Below are 18,926 nucleotides of genomic sequence, written 5' to 3' on the forward strand. Positions count from 1 at the left end.
CAAATGCTTGATGCGGGTTTTGGTCAATTCCGCACCATTACCCAATATGTGTGCTGGAAGCGTGGAAAGTTTTTTGGTGTTGTTGATGCCAGAGGCACTTCTCAGGAGTGTCCTGAATGTAAAGGTGAAGTCAAAAAAGACCTGAGTGTTCGGGTACATGATTGCCCTCACTGCGGTTACAAAACCGATAGGGATGTTGCTAGTGGTCAGGTGATCAGAAACCGAGGAATAGAGCAAATTAACTCCGCAGGACTTGCGGATAAGGAAACTGCCTGTGCAGTCGATCTACCGGGGGTTGGTGAAAACCAACCTAGGCAAGTGGCGCAATCCCCTGAGCTTCGACAGGCTCAGCTACCGCGTAGTCGAAGGGGAGTAACCAGGAAATCCTCAAAGTGATTTGGGGAAGCCCACACCATAATTTCCAATTTGGTGTGGGAGGATGTCACTCTGAATTATTAGTAGAAGCATCTGGCGTATCACCTTGGGGTTCATTCGCTGTATTCTCAGTTGAAGTAATGTCTGAGGTCACATCTGTTTCAGGCAAATCTTCAACCGGAACCGTTGTAGGTTCATACCGATGAATGCGAATTCGGTTCAGGCGGGGTCCGGCGGCGGAGATAACTTTTAACTCTAGATTTTCATAATTTAAGATTTCCCCTTGCAGCGGAATTTTTTGGAACTGATATAATAAAAAACCCGCCAAGGTTTGATATTCATCGGTTACCGGTAAATTTAAATCCAAAAGTTCGTTAACTTCTTCTAAATCCATTTGGGCTTGAACTAAAAAGGTTTGTTCATCCACAATTTGGATCGGTACTTCTTCGGGGCTTTCCGGTTCGGGGTTATCACCAATAATTTCCGCCACCAAATCCTTCAGCGTCACCAAGCCAGCCGTACCACCAAACTCATCCACCACCATCACCATTGCCAAGTGCGATCGCTGCATCAAGGGTAGGAGTTCGCTCAAGGGGGTAAATTCCGGGACAAATCGGGCGGGACGAATCCAGGGTTCAATCGGTGTATCTAAGGTTAATTTTCGCTCCGATAAGGGTTTAGCTAACTCTTTAAAATGGATAATCCCGCGAATATCATCCAGAGATTCCCCCGTTACCGGATAGCGAGAATGATCGGTATTGGCAATTTCTTCTAACACCATTTGCACCGTTGCTGTACTGGAAATGGCATCAATACTGGTGCGTGGAACCATGACCTCAGTTGCCAAAACTTCGCCAAATTCAAAGACATTATTCAGTAACTCTCGTTCTTCGGCTTCTAAACCCGTGGATTCCCGCTCGGTGGTAATAATTAACTGTAACTCTTCGGGGGTCACTTGGTTATTCCACCATCCTCCCGTATATTGCACACCAACCAGCCGTAATAAACAGCGCGTTGATTGGTTCAAAATCCAAATAAACGGATTGAAAAATCGGGCAATCACCAGACTCGGAGGACCCAAAAACCGAGCCAACTCTTCAGAATACAGCAGCGCCACAGATTTCGGACAGAGTTCACCGAGAACAATTTGCAAATAAGCAATCAGGAAAAATCCTACCGGAATCGCCAGAGAATGAGCCATTCCTTGAATCATCTCTGGGGGTAAAGGCAATTTAGTCAGTACAGCAGCAACGAAAACGGCGACAGTATTCTCGCCAATCCAGCCCAAGGCTAAACTGGATAGAGTAATGCCTAACTGAGTCGTTGAGAGTAGACGCTCAATGCTCTGTTGTAAGGATTGAACGGTCTTCGCTTGCACATCCCCCGCATCAACCAATTGGTTAATCCGCGATCGCCGCACCGAAACCATAGAAAATTCAGCCGTGACAAAGAAAGCATTGATGGCAATCAAGAGCAGGACTAATAATAATCGCAATAGCATGTCCCGGCTGGTAAGGGGAGTAGAAGCACTCGCAGTCAGAAAAATTAAGTGGGCAACCATAAGAAGGGTAGCAGGTAACCAGCAAAAGCAGTTCTACTGCTTCTTTGAGCAGATCCACAACGGTACTTCACAGACAGCCTCTTTCTAGGGGACTGTATTGATTGACAAATACCGTTTAACATACAGCGAGCAATAGAACCGAACGTAAGAAAAACATTTGCACTAAACCTGCTGGGAGCATATTACCTTTGTCGGTTGAGTTGAGAGACGTAGGCGGAACCTTCTCGTACTCGCCTAGGAGAACTCGAATAGGAGAACTCGAAGGGTAGAGTAACCCAACATTAGGGTTAACCGTTTAGGTTTGGCGATCGCTCTACCCAACCTACTGGAATTTTATATGCTTTCATGCTTAATGATCCCAACCTGCTCCGTTACCATTTACCTGGCGACAGGGATTTCGGACATTTTCAGCTTCAGCTTTTGATCGGGATAATCAGTTAGGGTTAACGAAAGCGCCTTGGCGTCATCCAGCAATGCTGTAGGAATACTCACCGTACCCGAAAATTCCTCACCATTTGACGGTAATTCTCCCGGTAATCCTTCGGTGATCGCACTCAACGCTCGACCTTTGTCGTCGGTAACATTTAAAAAACTATAAAGAAATCGAACCGGATTATCGCCCTCATTCTTCAAACTAACATCCAGCAACAACGAGCCTCCCTGAAGATTGGCGGAACGAACCTCCAACGTGACCCCCCGATCCTGGCTTTTGAGGGGTAAATTTTGATTTGAGCCACTACTGGTAAACGATGTCTCTGTGTCAAATACATCCGATTCAGACGATTCGTCTTCACCTTCAGATTGCTGATTCTCTGCGGCTGACTCGTCTGGCTTATCCGTCTCAGTCTGGCTCTTTGACTCAGAGTCGTTATTATCGGAATTAGAATCTTCATCCTTGTCTTGGTCATGGATATAGGCGTGAACGTTGACCAGAATCTCCCGTTCACTCAACAGCGCAACCTCTTTGTCACCCGGCTCAACCTCCTGGTTATTTGCCAGCTTCTTCGTCGGGCGAACATCGGGCTGAGTCACACCTTTAAGAGCTTCATGACCTAGGGAAAATCCCCACATGGCACTCACAAAGCCGGCACCTAACATCATTGCCAGCAGAATCAGAGTGAGTGCTACAGTCGAGTTGAATTTCATTACTGATTCAAGTTATAGAAGAAGAGTAACACGACTTATGGTTATAGTGCATCGAGACAAGTGACAGCTTACACTAACGCTGGAGGTAATACCCCCGCACCTATCATCAGGTGGGCAAGATTTGTTAAGAATAGCATAAAGCCCAGATGACAGCTCACAGACCTTTATACAGCATTATCATAAATCTCAGGACTAGATTACTCCACGGAGCAGTCCTCTCCATTTTAGTTTTTGTCGCCGCGTTGATGTAAAAAAAGTTGATGGCAAATGTTGCATTTAATTAAGACACTGGATCGGCGGCGCGATCGCAATCTGAATCTCCCAGCATCACCATTATTCTCCCTGTGCGGCTTGGCTGCAAATACCCACTCCTTAACAATAGGCAACAAAGCCGATAACATAAACAAGTGCAGTCGCCTGCCCTCTGCCCCGGTATCTCTTTGTACTAGAAGCATTCTTCTCCAATAGGCAATGAGCATCAGGACTAGCTCAACGGTTGCTTCCAACTCCGATTACTATAATATAGAGAGAGACCGATTAACCAGGGTTGGCCGAGCGGTTGAGGCAGCGAACTCATAATTCGCCCTAGGCAGGTTCAACTCCTGCACCCTGGATTTTGTTTTGACATCCTCCCCCGCTCAAGTGGCTGATATGAAGCCGCTACCGTGGTCATGGAGCTTCAAAGAAAAACTCAGTCCCTTCAATTCGCGGACTCGCTTGGGGTCTAAAGCGAGCCGAGACAGGCAATAATCGCACCGAGGTGTCGAAGGGATTCGGTAAATCCGGAGTACGAATCACTGGATCACTGGCAAACTGTCGGTTTAATGCATCCTCGTAGAGAATATTAATCAATTCGGCATCTCGCTCCAGTTCCAAATCTGGAAATCCCGCACTCCCTATTCCACCCGGACCAATAATATATTCGAGCTGACGCCCAAGACTGCGGTTTTCGTAAAACGTTCCCGATTCGTTGAAAAACGCTCGCTCAAAGGTATCGGGAATCGTTTCTAGGCGGACTGGTTCAAAGTCTGAGGGTTCGGTTTGTGCCAGTGCTGTGCTAGCTACTACTGTGGACGCCGCAACGACCAAACCCCTGAGCCATATCCTCAACCCCTTATGCATAATTCTTCGCCTCACTTTTCCTCAATCATATTCTGATATTTGAATTCAGTATAGTAGTGATTGGATTTTCACCATCTGACTATCATGGCTGACAACAGTAAACCATTGCTTTCTCTGGATACTTCACCCCAATTAACGCAAGAGCGTCAATTGCTGCTGGATTTATTTTGTCAACTGGCTTACAAAGAGGGAGACTTTGTTCTCTCATCGGGACAGCGCAGTTCCTATTACATTAATGGTAAACAGGTGACACTGCATCCTCAGGGAGGATTAGCGATCGCACAATTGCTACTGTCTCTCCTTCCCCAAGATACTCAAGCTGTTGCAGGTTTAACCTTGGGCGCTGATCCGATTGTCAGCGCCGTGAGTGTGGTGTCAGCTCTAGAAAATCGACCTATTCCCGCTTTAATTATCCGTAAAGAAGCCAAAGGACATGGTACAAGGGCATATATCGAGGGTCCGAATCTGCCAGCCGGCGCCAAGGTTGTGGTGTTAGAAGATGTGGTAACCACCGGACAATCGGCAATGAAAGCGGTTGAGCGGCTGCGAGAGGCGGGGTATCAAGTGGATCAGGTGCTGGCGTTAGTTGACCGTCAGCAAGGCGGTGCTGAGTTTTACCAGTCGGTTGGGTTAAAGTTTCAGGCGGTATTTACGATTCAGGATATCCAACAACGTTATCAGCAGCGCCTACATCAGTAGAGTTTGCTGAATAAGTAATGCTGTGAGGGGGAAGCGGTGTAGAGACGTGCCATGGCACGTCTGGGAGCTGGGGGAGCGAGTAGAACAAATGACCAGACTTTTCACGGTATTTGGGGCAATGTGTGTAGGGGCGGGTTTCACTACTATCTTTTCGGTTGCATCCAGATGTGACTAAACCCGCCCAGACGCTTCAAAAGCGCGTCTCTACAATAGTTTCTAGACTTCCCGTGAAAAGTCTAGAACAAATGACAAATGACAATCATCACGCCAATCCCTGAGAGACAAAACCAGCCCAATAATAGGGATGAGAAAAAGGCTGCTTCTCCTGCACCAACAACTGCAAACGCTGCTGTTGTACCTGAATCTTATCCGCTAAATCCTGCCACTTCTGGCACTCAGCTACATCACTCTTAACGTTGGCATCATTCCGCCAAGTCATCGCCTGATCATACTGCTGTTGCAACGACTTGCCAATCTCCCCTTGATAATTCCTGGCAAACTCCTCTCCGGTTAAATTCCGCAATTTAATCTGCCCCTGCTGCAATGCCTGAGAACGGCTCATCCCCGCCTGACGAAAATTGTAGTAAAAAACCGCTAACAGGGCACTGGCTAAGTCCTCTACCGACCACTGCGTACTCACCACACTCCTGGCTCCAGCACAGAGAAATCCTGTGGCTAAACTGAGTAAATCATCGGTAACTTCGTTAACACTAAAATTGACCTCGCAGCAGCAGGCAAATACATCAGATAAATTGGGCATTCGCCAACCGGGGCTGATGAGTTGACTCAGGGTTAGAGAACCATCCCCTAATACTAAATAAGAGTCTAGAGGTTGCATCGGATTCGATGTAGCATGATGGCTAGAGTGGAGAACTTGCACCTGTGAGGCTAAGATTTGATATTCGGTTACTGTCGCCTTGCGCCCTTCCGGGGGAACGTCTCTATCCCATCAATCGGCAACGCAGCAAAGGGCATTTGATGTAACCGCAAATGAGGCACAATAATTAATTCCTCAATTCCGATGAGATATTGAGAAATCAAATCCTTTAACTGCAAACGCTGGGCGAGTTCTTGGAGAAACGTTTCTATGTTTTCTCGCCATTCTGCATTTGCTCCAATGTAGGAATCGAACCAGTTTTTAGCTATCCAATTCTGGAATGTTTCAATTCCCTGTCCTTTACAGGTATAAACTTGTGGACTCTGATCCTTAAGCAGGATAAAAATATGAGTATCATCACCCGTAGTATACAAACTCAGCAGGGCAGTGGTATCATTTTCGATTAACTCCTGTATCTGGTTTAACTTCAGATGTTCTACCTGAATTTGTCCCGCTAATACCGGATCATAACGGCGTAGTTGTTTCCAAACCTGTTGTTTCTGTTCCTCTAATTTTTGAATTTCTGATTGGATTGCTGCTAATACTTGCTCATCCGGTAATCGACGACTCTTCGTTAATGCTGGCGTCGCTTCTGTTTGAGAATTAAACCGTAGGCTATTAATCTGCTGCTGTAGTTCCTCATAGTCGATTAACAACGCTTGAACTTCTGGAGTAATTTCTCCCCCTGGGTTAAGCACATCACTCGCCATCAATTCAACTAAGCGTTGACAACGGAAGCGTTCGGTAGATTCTAAAGCTTTGCCAATTTCACCGATATTCAGATAAGCTTGAATAATTCTTTCGTAGACATAAATTGACTCTGTGAGAATCTCCTGGCGGCGTTCTTCATCAATCACCCAGTTACGGCTTTGTTCGACAGCTTGAATGGCTAGTTGATAACTTTGAATCGCTAATTTAAAATCCTGAGTATTCCAGGCGAGGTTGCCTAAATTTTGGCTAGTTTGGAAGCACTCAATTGGGAATCTATTAGGAGTATAGACAAGTAAAGCGTTATGATAATGTGCGATCGCGGCTTCTAAATTCTCAGCCCTATCCCCGCCTATTCTATAACTGTAGGCATTCCCCAGATTGTTTTGAGTCATTGCCCATTGTTGGGGAAAGTCTGACTGGGTACAGACAAGTAAAGCGTTATCATAATGTGCGATCGCGGCTTCTAGATTCTCAGCCCTATCCCCGCGTATTCTATCACTATAGGCATTCCCCAGATTGGTTTTGGTTGCCCAATATTGGGGAAAGTCTGACTGAGTATAGACAAGTAAAGTGTTATTAAAATGTGCGATCGCGGCTTCTAGATTTTCCGCCCTATCCCCGTGTATTCTCTTACAGTAGGCAATAGCCAGATTGTTTTGAGTATTTGCCCATTGTTGGGGAGAGTCTGACTGGGTACAGACAAGTAAAGCGTTATGACAATGTGCGATCGCGGCTTCTAGATTCTCTGCCCTATCCCCGCCTATTCTCTGACTATAGGTAGCGGCCAGATTGTTTTGAGTCATTGCCCAATATTGGGGAAAGTCTGACTGGGTACGGACAAGTAAAGCGTTATGATAATGGGTGATAGCTTTTTCCAAGTTTTCAGCCCTATCCCCGCGTATTCTATCAAAATAGGCAGCGGCTAGATTGTTTTGAGTAGCTGCCCAATCTTGGCGAAAGTCTGACTGGCTAAGGAAACGTAAAGCATTATGATAATGGGTGATAGCTTTTTCTAAATTATCCGCCCTATTCCCGCGAATTCTATCACAGTAGGCATTAGCCAGATTGTTTTGAGTCATTACCCAATCTTTGGGAAAGTCTGACTGGCTAAAAATGGGAACAACAGCTTGATATCCAGCAATCGCAATTTCTTTATTACTAGCGATATTCCCCAACGTAAACTGTCCCATCAAATTACTGAAAGATAAAATAGCCTCAGCGAGGGATTCGGCGACTTCTGGTTCAAGTTTAGCTAATGTTTCTTTTGCCCATACTGTCAGTATATGAGCGAGTTTATCATCCAGCTTATTCAGATTATTTTGTAGCAGAGGGTATATTGATTGAGGACGATTATCATCTTCCACTATCTGCAATACAGATATTAAGAAATTGAGATAGTCTTGGAGTGTTACCGAGGTATAACCTAACCCCCCTAACTCACCTTTGCTACTAGGCAATGGGGGAGTATTTCTCCCCTCTCCTTGCAGGAGAGGGGCAGGGGGAGAGGTTGAAGAAATTCCCAAAATTTCCGCTAATTCTGCTGCTAACGCTAGTAACCACTTCGCGGAATTCTCATTTCCCGCCTCTGCCATTTGTGCCGCGACTGATTTCATTACCTGCACAAATTCCTGATCCACTAATTCGGCGTTCGCCTGTAATAAGGATAATTCTTCCCCATTGGGACAATTCAGCAGGGATTTAATCAGATTAATATAGGCAGTCATTCGTTGTTCGTCCATTGATATTTATTCTCGGCATTCAAAACGTTTACATAAACAAACTATTGAACAGAAACGATTAATATTTAGTCGTTGAGAGAGAGATATTCAAGCCCCCCTTTTTAAGGGGGGTTGGGGGGATCTACACCTCCACCACCTCAAACGCCTGATAAAACCCCCACCAATTTTCCTCTGCTTCCAAATTAACCCACAATTGATGCAACCGTTCCGTATCCCAAATCGGTGCAGGTTCCTCCTCATTCGGCTTTAACCAGGGAAACTCTAACCAGCGATTCACCACAATCCCCAGAAACTCTTCTTTTCCCGTACTATCAAACTTAATTTTATCTTGCTCACAAATTGCCCCAAGCTGAGGCATGAGAATTGTTTCTCCCGTGAGTCGATTCCTTGGCGCAAACGCGGCTGATGGACACATTACATACTGACTCTCACTACCACGATTCAGTAATAATAAATGTCCCGCATCACACTCTAAATCAATATGCATCATCGAGGGAATATTCACCCCAATCACAGGTTGTTCTCGCGTCTTCCCCACAGGAACCACTAATTTTCTATCCCCCGGCTTAACCGGAGTAAATCGAATCCAATCTGCTGGAGAATCCGCCTGCTTTACCAACCCCTGCCAAATCCAATCCAATTGCCATCGGGGGAACTTATTCTCCCACAACCACTGATAAACCACCTCCCACACGCCTTTTTTACCCCGTTGTCGCTGAATTAACGGCGCTGTATTCACGCCATCGTTTGCCATTTCCTCACCAAACACCTCCACCAGCCGCCGAATTACATTTTGTACCGTTGTATTAATTGAGGTTTGACAATTAACCCCCTGTAACGGTTCTGTCTGACTCATTTGTTTGGCGATTTCCAGATGAGACGGCTGAGACTCCCGCCGCTGAAACCGCAGCGGAAAGAAGATGCGTTCTCTAAGATTTTTATCGGTAATATCTCGTGGAAATAACTGCTGGTTGATATCGTCCAAAAAGTTTTGATTGTCATTCATAGTGTTAACCCTCGGTTTTTGACATTTTCACCCTCATTACCTAACCCGCTTTTATACCCCTCCCGTCTCCCTTCAAAGCCTAATTTTTTAGGGGAAGTCTAGAAACCTGAATCGGGGCGGGTTTAGTCAAATCTGGATGCAACCAAAAAGATAGTAGTGAAACCCGCCCCTACACAATCTCTCACTCACAACCAGTTTCTCTTGAACGAAACAAAGGGTCAAAAATTACCTCCCTTTGTTGTGTCACATACCGTTCAAAGTTAGCGGCTTAATCCCTTTTTGTTCCCCTCTTGCTCCCCTCTTGCTCCCCTCTTGCTCCCCTCTCCCAAGCTTGGGTGTGGGGCTGGGGGTGTGGGCTGGCTTAAGCTGATGGTGAAGAAGATTGTGGCTTAACTTGACCTGGATAGCAAGCCTTGCGCCCCTCCATTTAACGTAGCAAAACCGATGTCAATTGTCAGCAGAAACACCCTAAAAAATAAAACCTACTATTTCCAGCTATTTCCAATTATTTCCGACTATTTATAAACCATTTACCCCTATTGACAGACAATTATAGTAATCGCCATAGCGGTTAAGACGCATCATTTAGTAGAGACGTTGCATGCAACGTCTGGAACAACAGTTCGTTTGTCCTAATCGATGTGTCTACTGCTATAACTGCAATTTACCACCACACCAATCAATCAAATAACTTTTTCTAACTATTTACTTCCAGTTTTCAAGCTATTTATTCCATCGCCAGACTAGACCTCATAAGCCTAAATTCAAAGAGGTCAAACCATGAAATCCCCAACATCCAAAACCTGGAAAAAGAAACTCTGGCTATTAGCCGAATTCCTAATTCCTAATCTCATCGGCTGGTTGTTCAAATCCAACCTAGAACCGGGCGTGAGTCTTTGCTTCCTACTGTGGAATTGGCTAATGGATGAACAGATGCAATCCGATGAACACCAACGCCGCAAATCCTGGCTCATGTTCTTAATTCTGTCTGGTATGGTGTTAGCGATATCCTTCAGTTTTCCTGCTTCCTCTGTAGATTGTGAGACATCCATTAACCCTCAAATTGGTCACGATTTATAGTAGAAGGTAGAAGGTAGAAGGGAATAGGAGTGCGATCGGTTCGCCTACTTCTTACTGTTGTACAATTGACGGCTTCTTACCAATTAACCAATAGGTTTTCATCTTCCCCTTGCCTTTAACCCGGATAAACCCCCGTTCGACTAACTCATACTTGTCTCGCAAGCGCTGATACGTTATCTCAGTCACCTGAATTTTGTCCGGTTGACCGCGAGATTCCATGCGACTAGCGATATTCACCGCGTCACCCCAAATGTCATAGCTAAACTTAGTCGTACCAATAACGCCAGCAATGACGACTCCAGTGTTAATCCCAATCCGCAAACGAAAATTCTTACCCGTTGAGGTGTTGATGTGTTCAAGGCTTTCTTGCATATCCAGTGCCATTTGCGCGATCGCATCGACATGGTTACTCTGAGGAGTAGGCAGTCCACCAACCACCATATAAGCATCCCCAATGGTCTTAATTTTTTCCAAACCATGCTTTTGTGCCAATCGATCAAACGTAGAAACGATCATGTTGAGCAAGCTAACCAGTTCTTGGGGAGAAATCTGACCCGCTAGTTGAGTGAACTTCACCAAGTCGGCAAATAAAATTGTCACATCTTCATGTTTCTGGGCGATTAATCCTGGCTCATGTTGCAACTGCTTGGCAATGGGTTGGGGCAAAATATTAAGTAATAAGTTCTCAACTTTTTGCTTTTCCCGTTTTAAAGCCGCATCAGTTTGCTTGCGTTGGGTAATGTCATGAAAGAAAACCGAGAGTCCTTCATAGGAGGGAAACGCTCGCACCTCAAACCAGCATCTGATCGGTGGGTAGAAGGCTTCAAAGGTGACAGGAGTCTGTTGATCCATTGCTTTGTGATATTGCCGATCAAATTTTGAACCCACCGCATCGGGAAAAGTGTCCCAGATATTCTGACGCAGTAATTCTTCAGGTTGGCGCTGTAAAATTTGAGCGCCGACTTGATTAACGTAGGTAAATCGCCATTGTCTATCCAAGGCAAAAAACCCATCAGTCATGCTTTCCAGGAGTTCGACGACTTGCTGATCTGAGACACGCTGTTTGGCTTCGACTTCCCGGCGTCGAGCAATTTGGCGATTTAACCGAGTTATATTCAACCGTAGTTCCATTTGGTTAATCACCTGACGGCTGAGGGCTTGTAGGGCGTTGATCTGTTGCGGTGTGAGATCGTGAGGAATCTGGTCAATCACACACAGGGTTCCCAGGGGAAAACCATCTTCAGTTACTAAAGGAGCGCCCGCATAGAATCGGATATTCGGATCAGACGTTACCAGAGGGTTCCCGGCAAACCGCTCGTCTTCTAAGGCATTGGGTACAACCATGATATCTTCCGGATTCAGAATAGCATGAGCGCAAAATGCCTGGTCTCTGGGTGTTTCTTGCGCCTCAATGCCAACTTTTGACTTAAACCACTGGCGATTTTGATCAATCAGGCTAATCAGGGCGATGGGAGTCCCACAGATGTGCGAGGCTAACATCGTGAGGTCATCAAAGTCTTGTTCGGGTAGGGTATCAAGAATGTTGTACCCCTGAAGAGCCTTGATCCGCTCGGCTTCGTTGTGGGGTAAAGGTGCCGCTTGCATCGGGGGTTGGGTAGAGGAATACTGACGCGGCTGATGCGACGCGATTGTATTATACAAACCTTTACCGAGTTTTGCCAGCCATCTGATGATACTGACAATTCCTCTAGTCAGATTTTTTTTTAACCTTCTACGTTGACGATTCGGCTTAAACAAGGGTTAACCGTTTTGAAACACTGCACAATGTATCTAAATGGTAGCCACACCACTTGAAGCATGAACATTAATGACTTGCTGGTAACTATTTTGACTGAAACGGTGAAAACCTGCATAAGCCCCAAGAATCAATTCCAGTTAATAAACAAGAAAAAAAGGTGGGTAATACCCACCCTTTGCTTATATGTGTTATAATTTAAAGCTAACTTTGCTTAACCGGTTCCTTGGCTAAGAACTTCTCCAATTCTGTCAACGCATCCGCATCAACCTTGGTTTGCATCGGGCAGAACTTGGGTCCACACATCGAACAGAATTCAGCCGTTTTATAGATATCCGCTGGTAACGTTTCGTCGTGATATTCTTTTGCCCGGTCGGGGTCTAGTGACAACTCAAACTGGCGGTTCCAGTCGAAGTTATAACGGGCGCGGGAGAGTTCATCATCTCGGTCTCGTGCGCCGGGACGTTGGCGTCCAATATCAGCAGCATGGGCAGCTATTTTATAGGCGATTAAGCCATTTCGCACGTCTTCAGCATCCGGCAATCCTAAGTGTTCTTTCGGCGTCACGTAGCACAGCATTGCTGTTCCATACCACCCCGCCATAGCTGCCCCGATCGCGGACGTGATATGGTCATAACCGGGGGCAATATCAGTCACCAAGGGTCCTAGCACATAGAACGGTGCTTCGGAACACTCTTCCATCTGCTTCTTGACATTAAACTCAATTTGATCCATCGGCACATGACCGGGACCTTCCACCATCACTTGCACATCATGTTCCCAAGCGCGACGAGTCAGTTGTCCCAGGGTTTTCAGTTCGGCTAGTTGCGCTTCGTCAGAGGCGTCATGAGTACAACCTGGACGCAGGGAATCACCTAAACTGAACGAGACATCGTACTTCTTGAAAATCTCGATAATATCGTCGAAGTGGGTATAGAGAGGATTCTGCTTATGATGGTGCAGCATCCACTTCGCCAGGATACCACCACCGCGAGAGACAATCCCGGTGAGGCGATTTCTCACCAACGGTAGATGTTCAATCAGAAGTCCCGCGTGAATGGTTTGGTAATCAACACCCTGCTGGGCATGTTTCTCAATAATCTGGAGAAAATCATCCGCCGTCAGGTTTTCTATCGTACCGTGAACGCTTTCCAGGGCTTGGTACACGGGTACCGTACCAATGGGTACAGGGGAAGCGTTGATAATCGCGGTGCGGATTTCATCCAGGTTTCCGCCCCCGGTGGATAAATCCATCACGGTATCCGCGCCATATTTAACCGCCAGGTTCAACTTGGCGACTTCTTCGTCAATATTAGACGAATTGGGAGACGCACCGATATTAGCATTGACTTTACACTTAGACGCGATGCCGATCGCCATCGGTTCTAAGTTGGTATGGTTAATGTTGGCAGGAATAATCAATCGTCCCCGCGCCACTTCATCCCGAATCAGTTCTGGGGAAAGGTTTTCCCGCCTTGCGACATAATCCATTTCCTCAGTAATCAGACCTTGGCGGGCGTAGTGCATTTGTGTAACATTACCCTGTCCTTGCCGCTTCGCGACCCATTCTGATCTCATATTCAGATTCCTTTTAATAAACCGCTTCCCTCCGCTGGTCTTAACCAGTCTCAGGTTCTCAGGGTGTAATCTCAGCCTGGTTGCTCAGGCACCCCTAGCTTTAGTTGTTCATCGTACCACTAGGCTTGGGTGAGGGGATAAAGCTTTATAAAAATTTACATTTGGAGTGACTTGGCACACCTACATAGATAAACCTTAACCCGTAGTGGACTGACACAGCTAAAATTGTGGAATAGATTTGACGTTTAAACCGGGCGCAAGCCTTGCGCCCCTACAATTCTAATCCACCAAATAAGGTGTGCCACAACAGTAGGGTGGGTTAGGCGGTACTCAACCCACGGAAACGAACCATTGAATCATCTATCCGCCGTAACCCACCAAGTTATCCTTGATTCCTAAATCTCAAATCCAAGAGGGTGCTATGTTTATTTTTAATTAAGGGTTACAGTATTGATGAAATTGGTGATTAATTGCCGATTTATTCTATTTGAGCTGGGTTAATCCAGTCGGTGGGGTTGATGTATGTTACCTAACCAAATCAAGGGCTAAAACCCTTACTCCGAACTACGCACGAACCTCAAGTTCAAATCGCTCCATCTCTTTGTCGAATAATTCCTGAATTTTCGGCAAATCAGATACTAATGTTCCCCGTTCATCCCGGAATGTGCGGTTGGGATCTCCCTTAAATGACAGCCAGTTAAAACTGGTGACAATAGCAAACTTGGAGTCTGAGATAAGGATTTTGGCGTGGGTATCACCCAAACGCTTGAGACAAAAGTTATCGTACTGCTGCTCTAATTTTTTTATCGCTTTTTCTGCTTTTTTGTCGCGGGTTTTCTGATTGTCATCTTCCCCTAAGCCATATCCAATAAAAACCTTGACTCCCCGCTTGAGAAGTTTCTCTAACTGTTGAATTAACCACTCATTCGTCGCGTTGGCTCGAATCCAAGGAGAAATAATTAAAAGACGTTCTTGACTATCTCGGAGCGCCTGTTCGAGCAAAGGGCGATGTTCGTACACCTCTAACCAACGAATCGGAACAGCATTGAGTTGAGCCTGGAGTTGTTCTATTTCCTGGTTAGCGGCTTGAAGTTGTTGCTTAAGTTCTCTCTTTTCGTGATCCGTCTGGGTTTGTTCAAGACTCTGGCGAGTGGTTTTAATAGTATCGCGAACCGAAGTTACCTTTTCTTTTATGTTCTCCACTTCAACGAGTGGAGCTTGAGCCACAAATTCACGTCCTAAAATATCTTCAGCTAATGTCTTGAATTCGCTGTCCTTAAGATTTTCTAGGATACGGAGTTTCTTCGCAGCATTAGCACGAGCAAAAGCTTGTTCATGCTCAGAGGATAGCCTACCATCAATGGCAAAAGCAACCTGCACCTCATTGCTATCTTTGGCTTTATAGATTAGGGCTAATGCAGGTTGAAAAAATCGCTGTCGGCGCTCAATAGCTTTTAAAGCCAGAATATCTTGTTCTCGCGATCGCGATCGCGTTTTTTTCCTCTCCTTTTCTGCTTGACTAATAATTTTGTCTACATCCGTTAGTTTAATGTCCGATAGTTCTGGAGGTTTTGCGGGAAAAGGCGGAATTTCTATCATTCCTTGCTGACGCAAATATTTGGGACTTAGCAAATTTCTTTCTAATCGTCCATACCAGCGTACATACCTTAACAGTCCGTCAAAATTAATTGTAAAACTGCGCTCTTCGGGGACAATAATTTGAGCTTCCCTGAGCGTTCGTTCTCCTTTTTTAGTCAGCTTCCAAACTTGCATCGCCGAGTCTTCTGGAGCGATGAGGTCAATATTTTCGCTCAACCGTAGCTCAATCATGGCTTCTCTAAGAATAGAGAGTTCTAAACCCAGGAATCCAGCGATATCCTGTTCTGAGGATAACCCTGCATGAATGGCTTTCAAAACATATTCTTCTATGGGAGGAATCGGCTTACGAATTTGAGTCAGAGCTTGAACCGTTATTTTATAAACAGGTAAACCCACTTCTCTATAGCTAACCAAGTCAAAGCCAGCTCGATTATCGTAGCGACGAGCGATTTGTTCCTGATCATATTGTTCTGGGCAAATTAAGAAGTCATATTTCGGGACATTCATTACTCAGCCTCCTTGAGAGAACAATACTCTGGATTACACTCAACATAATCCACAACTCGACTAAGAGGATTATGGCGTGAGGTGCGACAGAAGAGATGATCGCCGACAATAACTAAACCAACTTTTCCTCTCGATAACGCCACATTCAGCCGCTCAGATTCCCGGAGAAAACCCATGTCACCCTTTTTATTAGAACGAGTCACCGAGTAGACAGCAATATCAGCTTCGCGCCCTTGAAATGCATCAACGGTATTGCACTCAATTGTCAGTGCTGACAACTTATCGGATTCTGAATCTAGGGAACGATTGAGTAGTTTTAACTGGGCTGAGTATCCGGTTAATACAGCAATGCTGTAGTTAGTTGGAACATTGATTGCCATCTGATTGAGTTGCTTGAGCAATTTAATAATAACGTTTACTTCACAGACATTGTTATAGCTAGGATTAGCATACTGTTCGTGAAAATTAGGAAGGTTCGCCGTCGTAAACCAAGTTACTGGTTTAGGGATAACAGAGTTTAGATTGGCATCTATATCAGTTCTTGCACTTTCAATTTTACCTTCATAAAAGCACTGACTGACTAACTCGCCAATCGGTTTAACCATGCGATGTTGAATCGTCAACATCTTGCGGTTAGCTTCGGGAAGCGTTCTCAAGAGATAATCAAATAACGTTTCCTTGATATCCTCTTGATTCAGATCATAGTTGTTGAGAAATTCAGTATCTCGACTTGCTTCATCTTGGAATGGGGGAAGTTGTTTAGGATCACCAACCAGAATCCAGCGTCGCGATCGCGCCAAGGGAACCAACGCTTCTGTCGCCGTCGCTTTGGAGGCTTCATCGACAATACACAAGTCAAATTCGATATCCTGAATGTCTCTGGGAATCCCGATACAGGTTCCCGCCACGACTTGCGATCGCTTAATTAAAGGAACAGTAAATGTTTCATTTCGACCAAACTGATTAAACCATTCTGTCTGAATACTCAGCATTTTTTGCAGCATCTTCGCATCAGAACTGTTGGCGTCATTAATCAAGAGGCTTGCATAACCTTCTAGCTCCTCAACTGACATTTTTAAGAGTTCATCATATTCAATTTCACTTAACTCATATAAGCGTTTAGCTGTTTTCTTTTCCTCATCACGAGCCAGTTTAGACTGCTGACGCAAACGGTCAATTTCTTCGACAATACTTTGAACTTCATCTACCCTGGCTTTAGGTATTCTCTCTATCGCTAGTGAGTTTTGATTGTCCGGATCATAAGCATTAGGGCAAATCTCATCTAAATCTTGCTGCCAAATTTGAATTTCTTCTCTCAGAGTCTTAAGCTTCATGGCTATATTTTTTAACTCTTGAAACAGACTTGACATTTCACTGTCATCGGCAGAAATACCGGGTTGCGCTGACCAAGTAGCAATGAACTGTTGTCCCTTAGCAATAACATCCTTTCTCCACTGATTCATCTGTTCATCTAGCAGAAGCGAGTGAACCTCTTTTGATACCCGTTCATGGTTGCCAATCCGCACCAATTTTAAATCAGAATTTTCCGCTTGAATCCGTTCGAGAGCGTTATCGAGGGCGACATGAGTCTGGGAACTGAGCAGAATTCGCGCATCAGGGTTTTGCTGAATCGTTTGCAGGATAACTTCTGTAATAAATGTTGTTTTTCCTGTACCGGGTGGACCTTGAACAATCAGAAAATCCTGAGTCGAGAGTGCTGCTTTAACAACTTCCTGCTGCGACGAATTGAGGGATTGAATAAACGGTATAGTTTTATCTAAATTTGGAGAACAAGCTTGTTGGGGATTAACCAGTAAATTGCGTAAATCTGCGCGAACTGCACGGTCAAATCGCACAGCATCCAAAGCCGCTTTCTGACGATTTAGGGCAACTTCAGCCGCATGACTATCAAAGCGTAGTTCTCCTGATTTTGGTAATCGATCAGGCGTTCCATATCTGATATAGAGGATTAATTGATCATCGTTTATTTCTTCAACATCTCCCCGAAGGACGCTATAGCCATTGGCAGTCTTGATATGACGAGGTTGTCCAGTAATGTCGTCATATGGAAGGGATTCTATTTCAAAGACAACGCGATTATCCTCATCAGTAAAGCTCTTATACCGAATCGGTGTCTCGCGTTTTTCTTCCCAATCTGTCTTGGCTCTAAGAATATCACCCCATATCCGAAATAAGCGTTGCTTGTCTTCTTCAGCTTTTCGCTGTTTTAGGTTAGCTGCGTGTTCTTCTACAGCAAGTTGAAGTTCGCGAATAACGTCCTCGGCGTTTGATAACACTAGAGGTTTACCAAACTTAAATTCATAAGGTGGTTCCCAGGAACGCTCCCGATTTTGTTCGAGTATAGCGCTCGAAAAAGATTGAGCGTTGATGATGACTAGATGGTCTCGCTCTACTGCTATATGATATCCATAGGAAACACCAAATATAGAGTAGTGACCTGCGGGGAATTCTTCTTCAGGACTGGCGGCATTAAATTTTCTGTAGCGAGTGATGCCGCAAGCTGTATTGAGATCCTCTAAAATAATATCCTGGATTTCATTTTCAGAGGCATTTAGTTCATTTTGTAAATTGTCCAGAGCAGTTCGAGTCAGTTTTAAGTAGCAAGTCAGCGTCTTCGTCAACCCAGTTTGGGTTTGGGTTCTTTGAATGGCTTGGAGTTGTGCTAGGAGAACCTCGGCGTTGTTTGGACGTTCTGCGGGATCACGGGAAACAGCATGCTCAATAATGTCAATAATTGACTCTGGCGCATTCAAGGCTGCGATCGCGTCAGGGATGCTATCGTAATTGATAAGCTCTACAGTTGTTAGGCACTTGAGTACCAAAACGCCGAAGCTGAAGACATCACGGGTGTAGGTATAAGAACCATCATCCTCCTCTGGCGGCGTGAAGGGACGAGAAACAAACTCTCTGAGTGTTACACTAGGTTGCAGGTAGCTTTTGAGCTTAGAAATGCCAAAGTCAGCCAGTTTTGGCTTGCCATCACCACCAACTAAAATGTTACTGGGTTTGATAAGCTGTTCGGCATTTAAATAGGGTATAATTAAAATAGGAAATCCGAAAAACGAAAAAAATATGCCAGCCAAAAATTATTTGAAACCCGCTCAAAAAGAAAAATTACAAGTTGCTCTAAAAACCGAGAAAAATGCAGA

Annotated in this window: 13 protein-coding genes, 1 tRNA gene and 1 riboswitch; of the genes, 4 read left to right on the top strand and 10 right to left on the bottom strand. The window is 45.1% G+C overall.

What is annotated here, in order from left to right; genetic code table 11:
- On the top strand, positions 1 to 396 hold a 396-nt coding region (locus tag RIG66_RS34110), incomplete at its 5' end, for a zinc ribbon domain-containing protein (RefSeq protein ID WP_446384596.1).
- A gap of 46 nt (positions 397 to 442) precedes the next feature.
- Here the strand turns inward: RIG66_RS34110 and RIG66_RS34115 are convergent.
- Together RIG66_RS34115 and RIG66_RS34120 are read right to left on the bottom strand one after the other, a co-directional pair.
- Positions 443 to 1,936: a hemolysin family protein gene (locus tag RIG66_RS34115; RefSeq protein WP_446384598.1), complete on the bottom strand. Its 1,494-nt coding sequence runs from the start codon at positions 1,934 to 1,936 to the stop codon at positions 443 to 445.
- Positions 1,937 to 2,314: 378 nt separating this feature from the next.
- The gene (locus RIG66_RS34120; protein ID WP_006099199.1) at positions 2,315 to 3,082 is read right to left on the bottom strand and encodes a hypothetical protein; all 768 of its coding nucleotides are present in this window, start codon (positions 3,080 to 3,082) and stop codon (positions 2,315 to 2,317) included.
- 541 nt (positions 3,083 to 3,623) lie between these two features.
- On the opposite strand from RIG66_RS34120, the gene RIG66_RS34125 reads away from it, so the two are divergent.
- Positions 3,624 to 3,696 (top strand) — tRNA-Ile (locus RIG66_RS34125).
- 55 nt (positions 3,697 to 3,751) lie between these two features.
- On the opposite strand, the gene RIG66_RS34130 is transcribed toward RIG66_RS34125, so the two are convergent.
- Entirely contained in the window at positions 3,752 to 4,204 is a 453-nt protein-coding gene (locus RIG66_RS34130) for a hypothetical protein (RefSeq protein ID WP_446384601.1), read from the bottom strand.
- 84 nt (positions 4,205 to 4,288) lie between these two features.
- Between RIG66_RS34130 and pyrE the strand changes: the two genes are divergently transcribed.
- Positions 4,289 to 4,903: an orotate phosphoribosyltransferase gene (gene pyrE / locus RIG66_RS34135; RefSeq protein ID WP_446384603.1), complete on the top strand. Its 615-nt coding sequence runs from the start codon at positions 4,289 to 4,291 to the stop codon at positions 4,901 to 4,903.
- Between the two features lie 262 nt (positions 4,904 to 5,165).
- Here the strand turns inward: pyrE and RIG66_RS34140 are convergent, their stop codons facing one another.
- The 3 genes from RIG66_RS34140 to RIG66_RS34150 form a co-directional block, all read right to left on the bottom strand.
- Positions 5,166 to 5,783 (bottom strand): CHAT domain-containing protein, encoded by a 618-nt coding sequence (locus tag RIG66_RS34140; protein ID WP_446384605.1) that lies wholly within the window; start codon positions 5,781 to 5,783, stop codon positions 5,166 to 5,168.
- 26 nt (positions 5,784 to 5,809) lie between these two features.
- Complete coding sequence (locus RIG66_RS34145; protein ID WP_446384607.1) at positions 5,810 to 8,215, bottom strand: tetratricopeptide repeat protein; 2,406 nt, start codon at positions 8,213 to 8,215, stop codon at positions 5,810 to 5,812.
- A gap of 136 nt (positions 8,216 to 8,351) precedes the next feature.
- Entirely contained in the window at positions 8,352 to 9,236 is an 885-nt protein-coding gene (locus RIG66_RS34150; protein WP_446384609.1) for a hypothetical protein, read from the bottom strand.
- 780 nt (positions 9,237 to 10,016) lie between these two features.
- On the opposite strand from RIG66_RS34150, the gene RIG66_RS34155 reads away from it, so the two are divergent.
- Positions 10,017 to 10,316, top strand: coding sequence for a hypothetical protein (locus RIG66_RS34155; RefSeq protein WP_446384611.1), 300 nt, complete (start codon positions 10,017 to 10,019; stop codon positions 10,314 to 10,316).
- 51 nt (positions 10,317 to 10,367) lie between these two features.
- Here RIG66_RS34155 and RIG66_RS34160 read toward each other — a convergent pair whose 3' ends face one another.
- From RIG66_RS34160 to RIG66_RS34175, 4 genes are all read right to left on the bottom strand, one after another.
- Positions 10,368 to 11,921, bottom strand: a complete 1,554-nt coding sequence (locus tag RIG66_RS34160) for an adenylate/guanylate cyclase domain-containing protein (RefSeq protein WP_446384619.1) — start codon at positions 11,919 to 11,921, stop codon at positions 10,368 to 10,370.
- A gap of 355 nt (positions 11,922 to 12,276) precedes the next feature.
- On the bottom strand, positions 12,277 to 13,650 hold the full coding sequence (gene thiC, locus RIG66_RS34165; protein WP_446384613.1) for a phosphomethylpyrimidine synthase: 1,374 nt from the start codon (positions 13,648 to 13,650) through the stop codon (positions 12,277 to 12,279).
- A gap of 9 nt (positions 13,651 to 13,659) precedes the next feature.
- Positions 13,660 to 13,756: riboswitch (TPP riboswitch) on the bottom strand.
- 458 nt (positions 13,757 to 14,214) lie between these two features.
- The gene (locus RIG66_RS34170; RefSeq protein WP_446384615.1) at positions 14,215 to 15,756 is read right to left on the bottom strand and encodes a phospholipase D-like domain-containing protein; all 1,542 of its coding nucleotides are present in this window, start codon (positions 15,754 to 15,756) and stop codon (positions 14,215 to 14,217) included.
- Positions 15,756 to 18,860, bottom strand: a complete 3,105-nt coding sequence (locus RIG66_RS34175; RefSeq protein WP_446384617.1) for an AAA domain-containing protein — start codon at positions 18,858 to 18,860, stop codon at positions 15,756 to 15,758. The genes RIG66_RS34170 and RIG66_RS34175 overlap by 1 nt, the downstream gene beginning before the upstream one ends.
- Positions 18,861 to 18,926: the final 66 nt, after the last annotated feature.

The organism is Coleofasciculus sp. E2-BRE-01 (assembly GCF_040221695.1).
In the GTDB taxonomy this organism is placed as follows: Bacteria; Cyanobacteriota; Cyanobacteriia; order Cyanobacteriales; family Coleofasciculaceae; genus Coleofasciculus.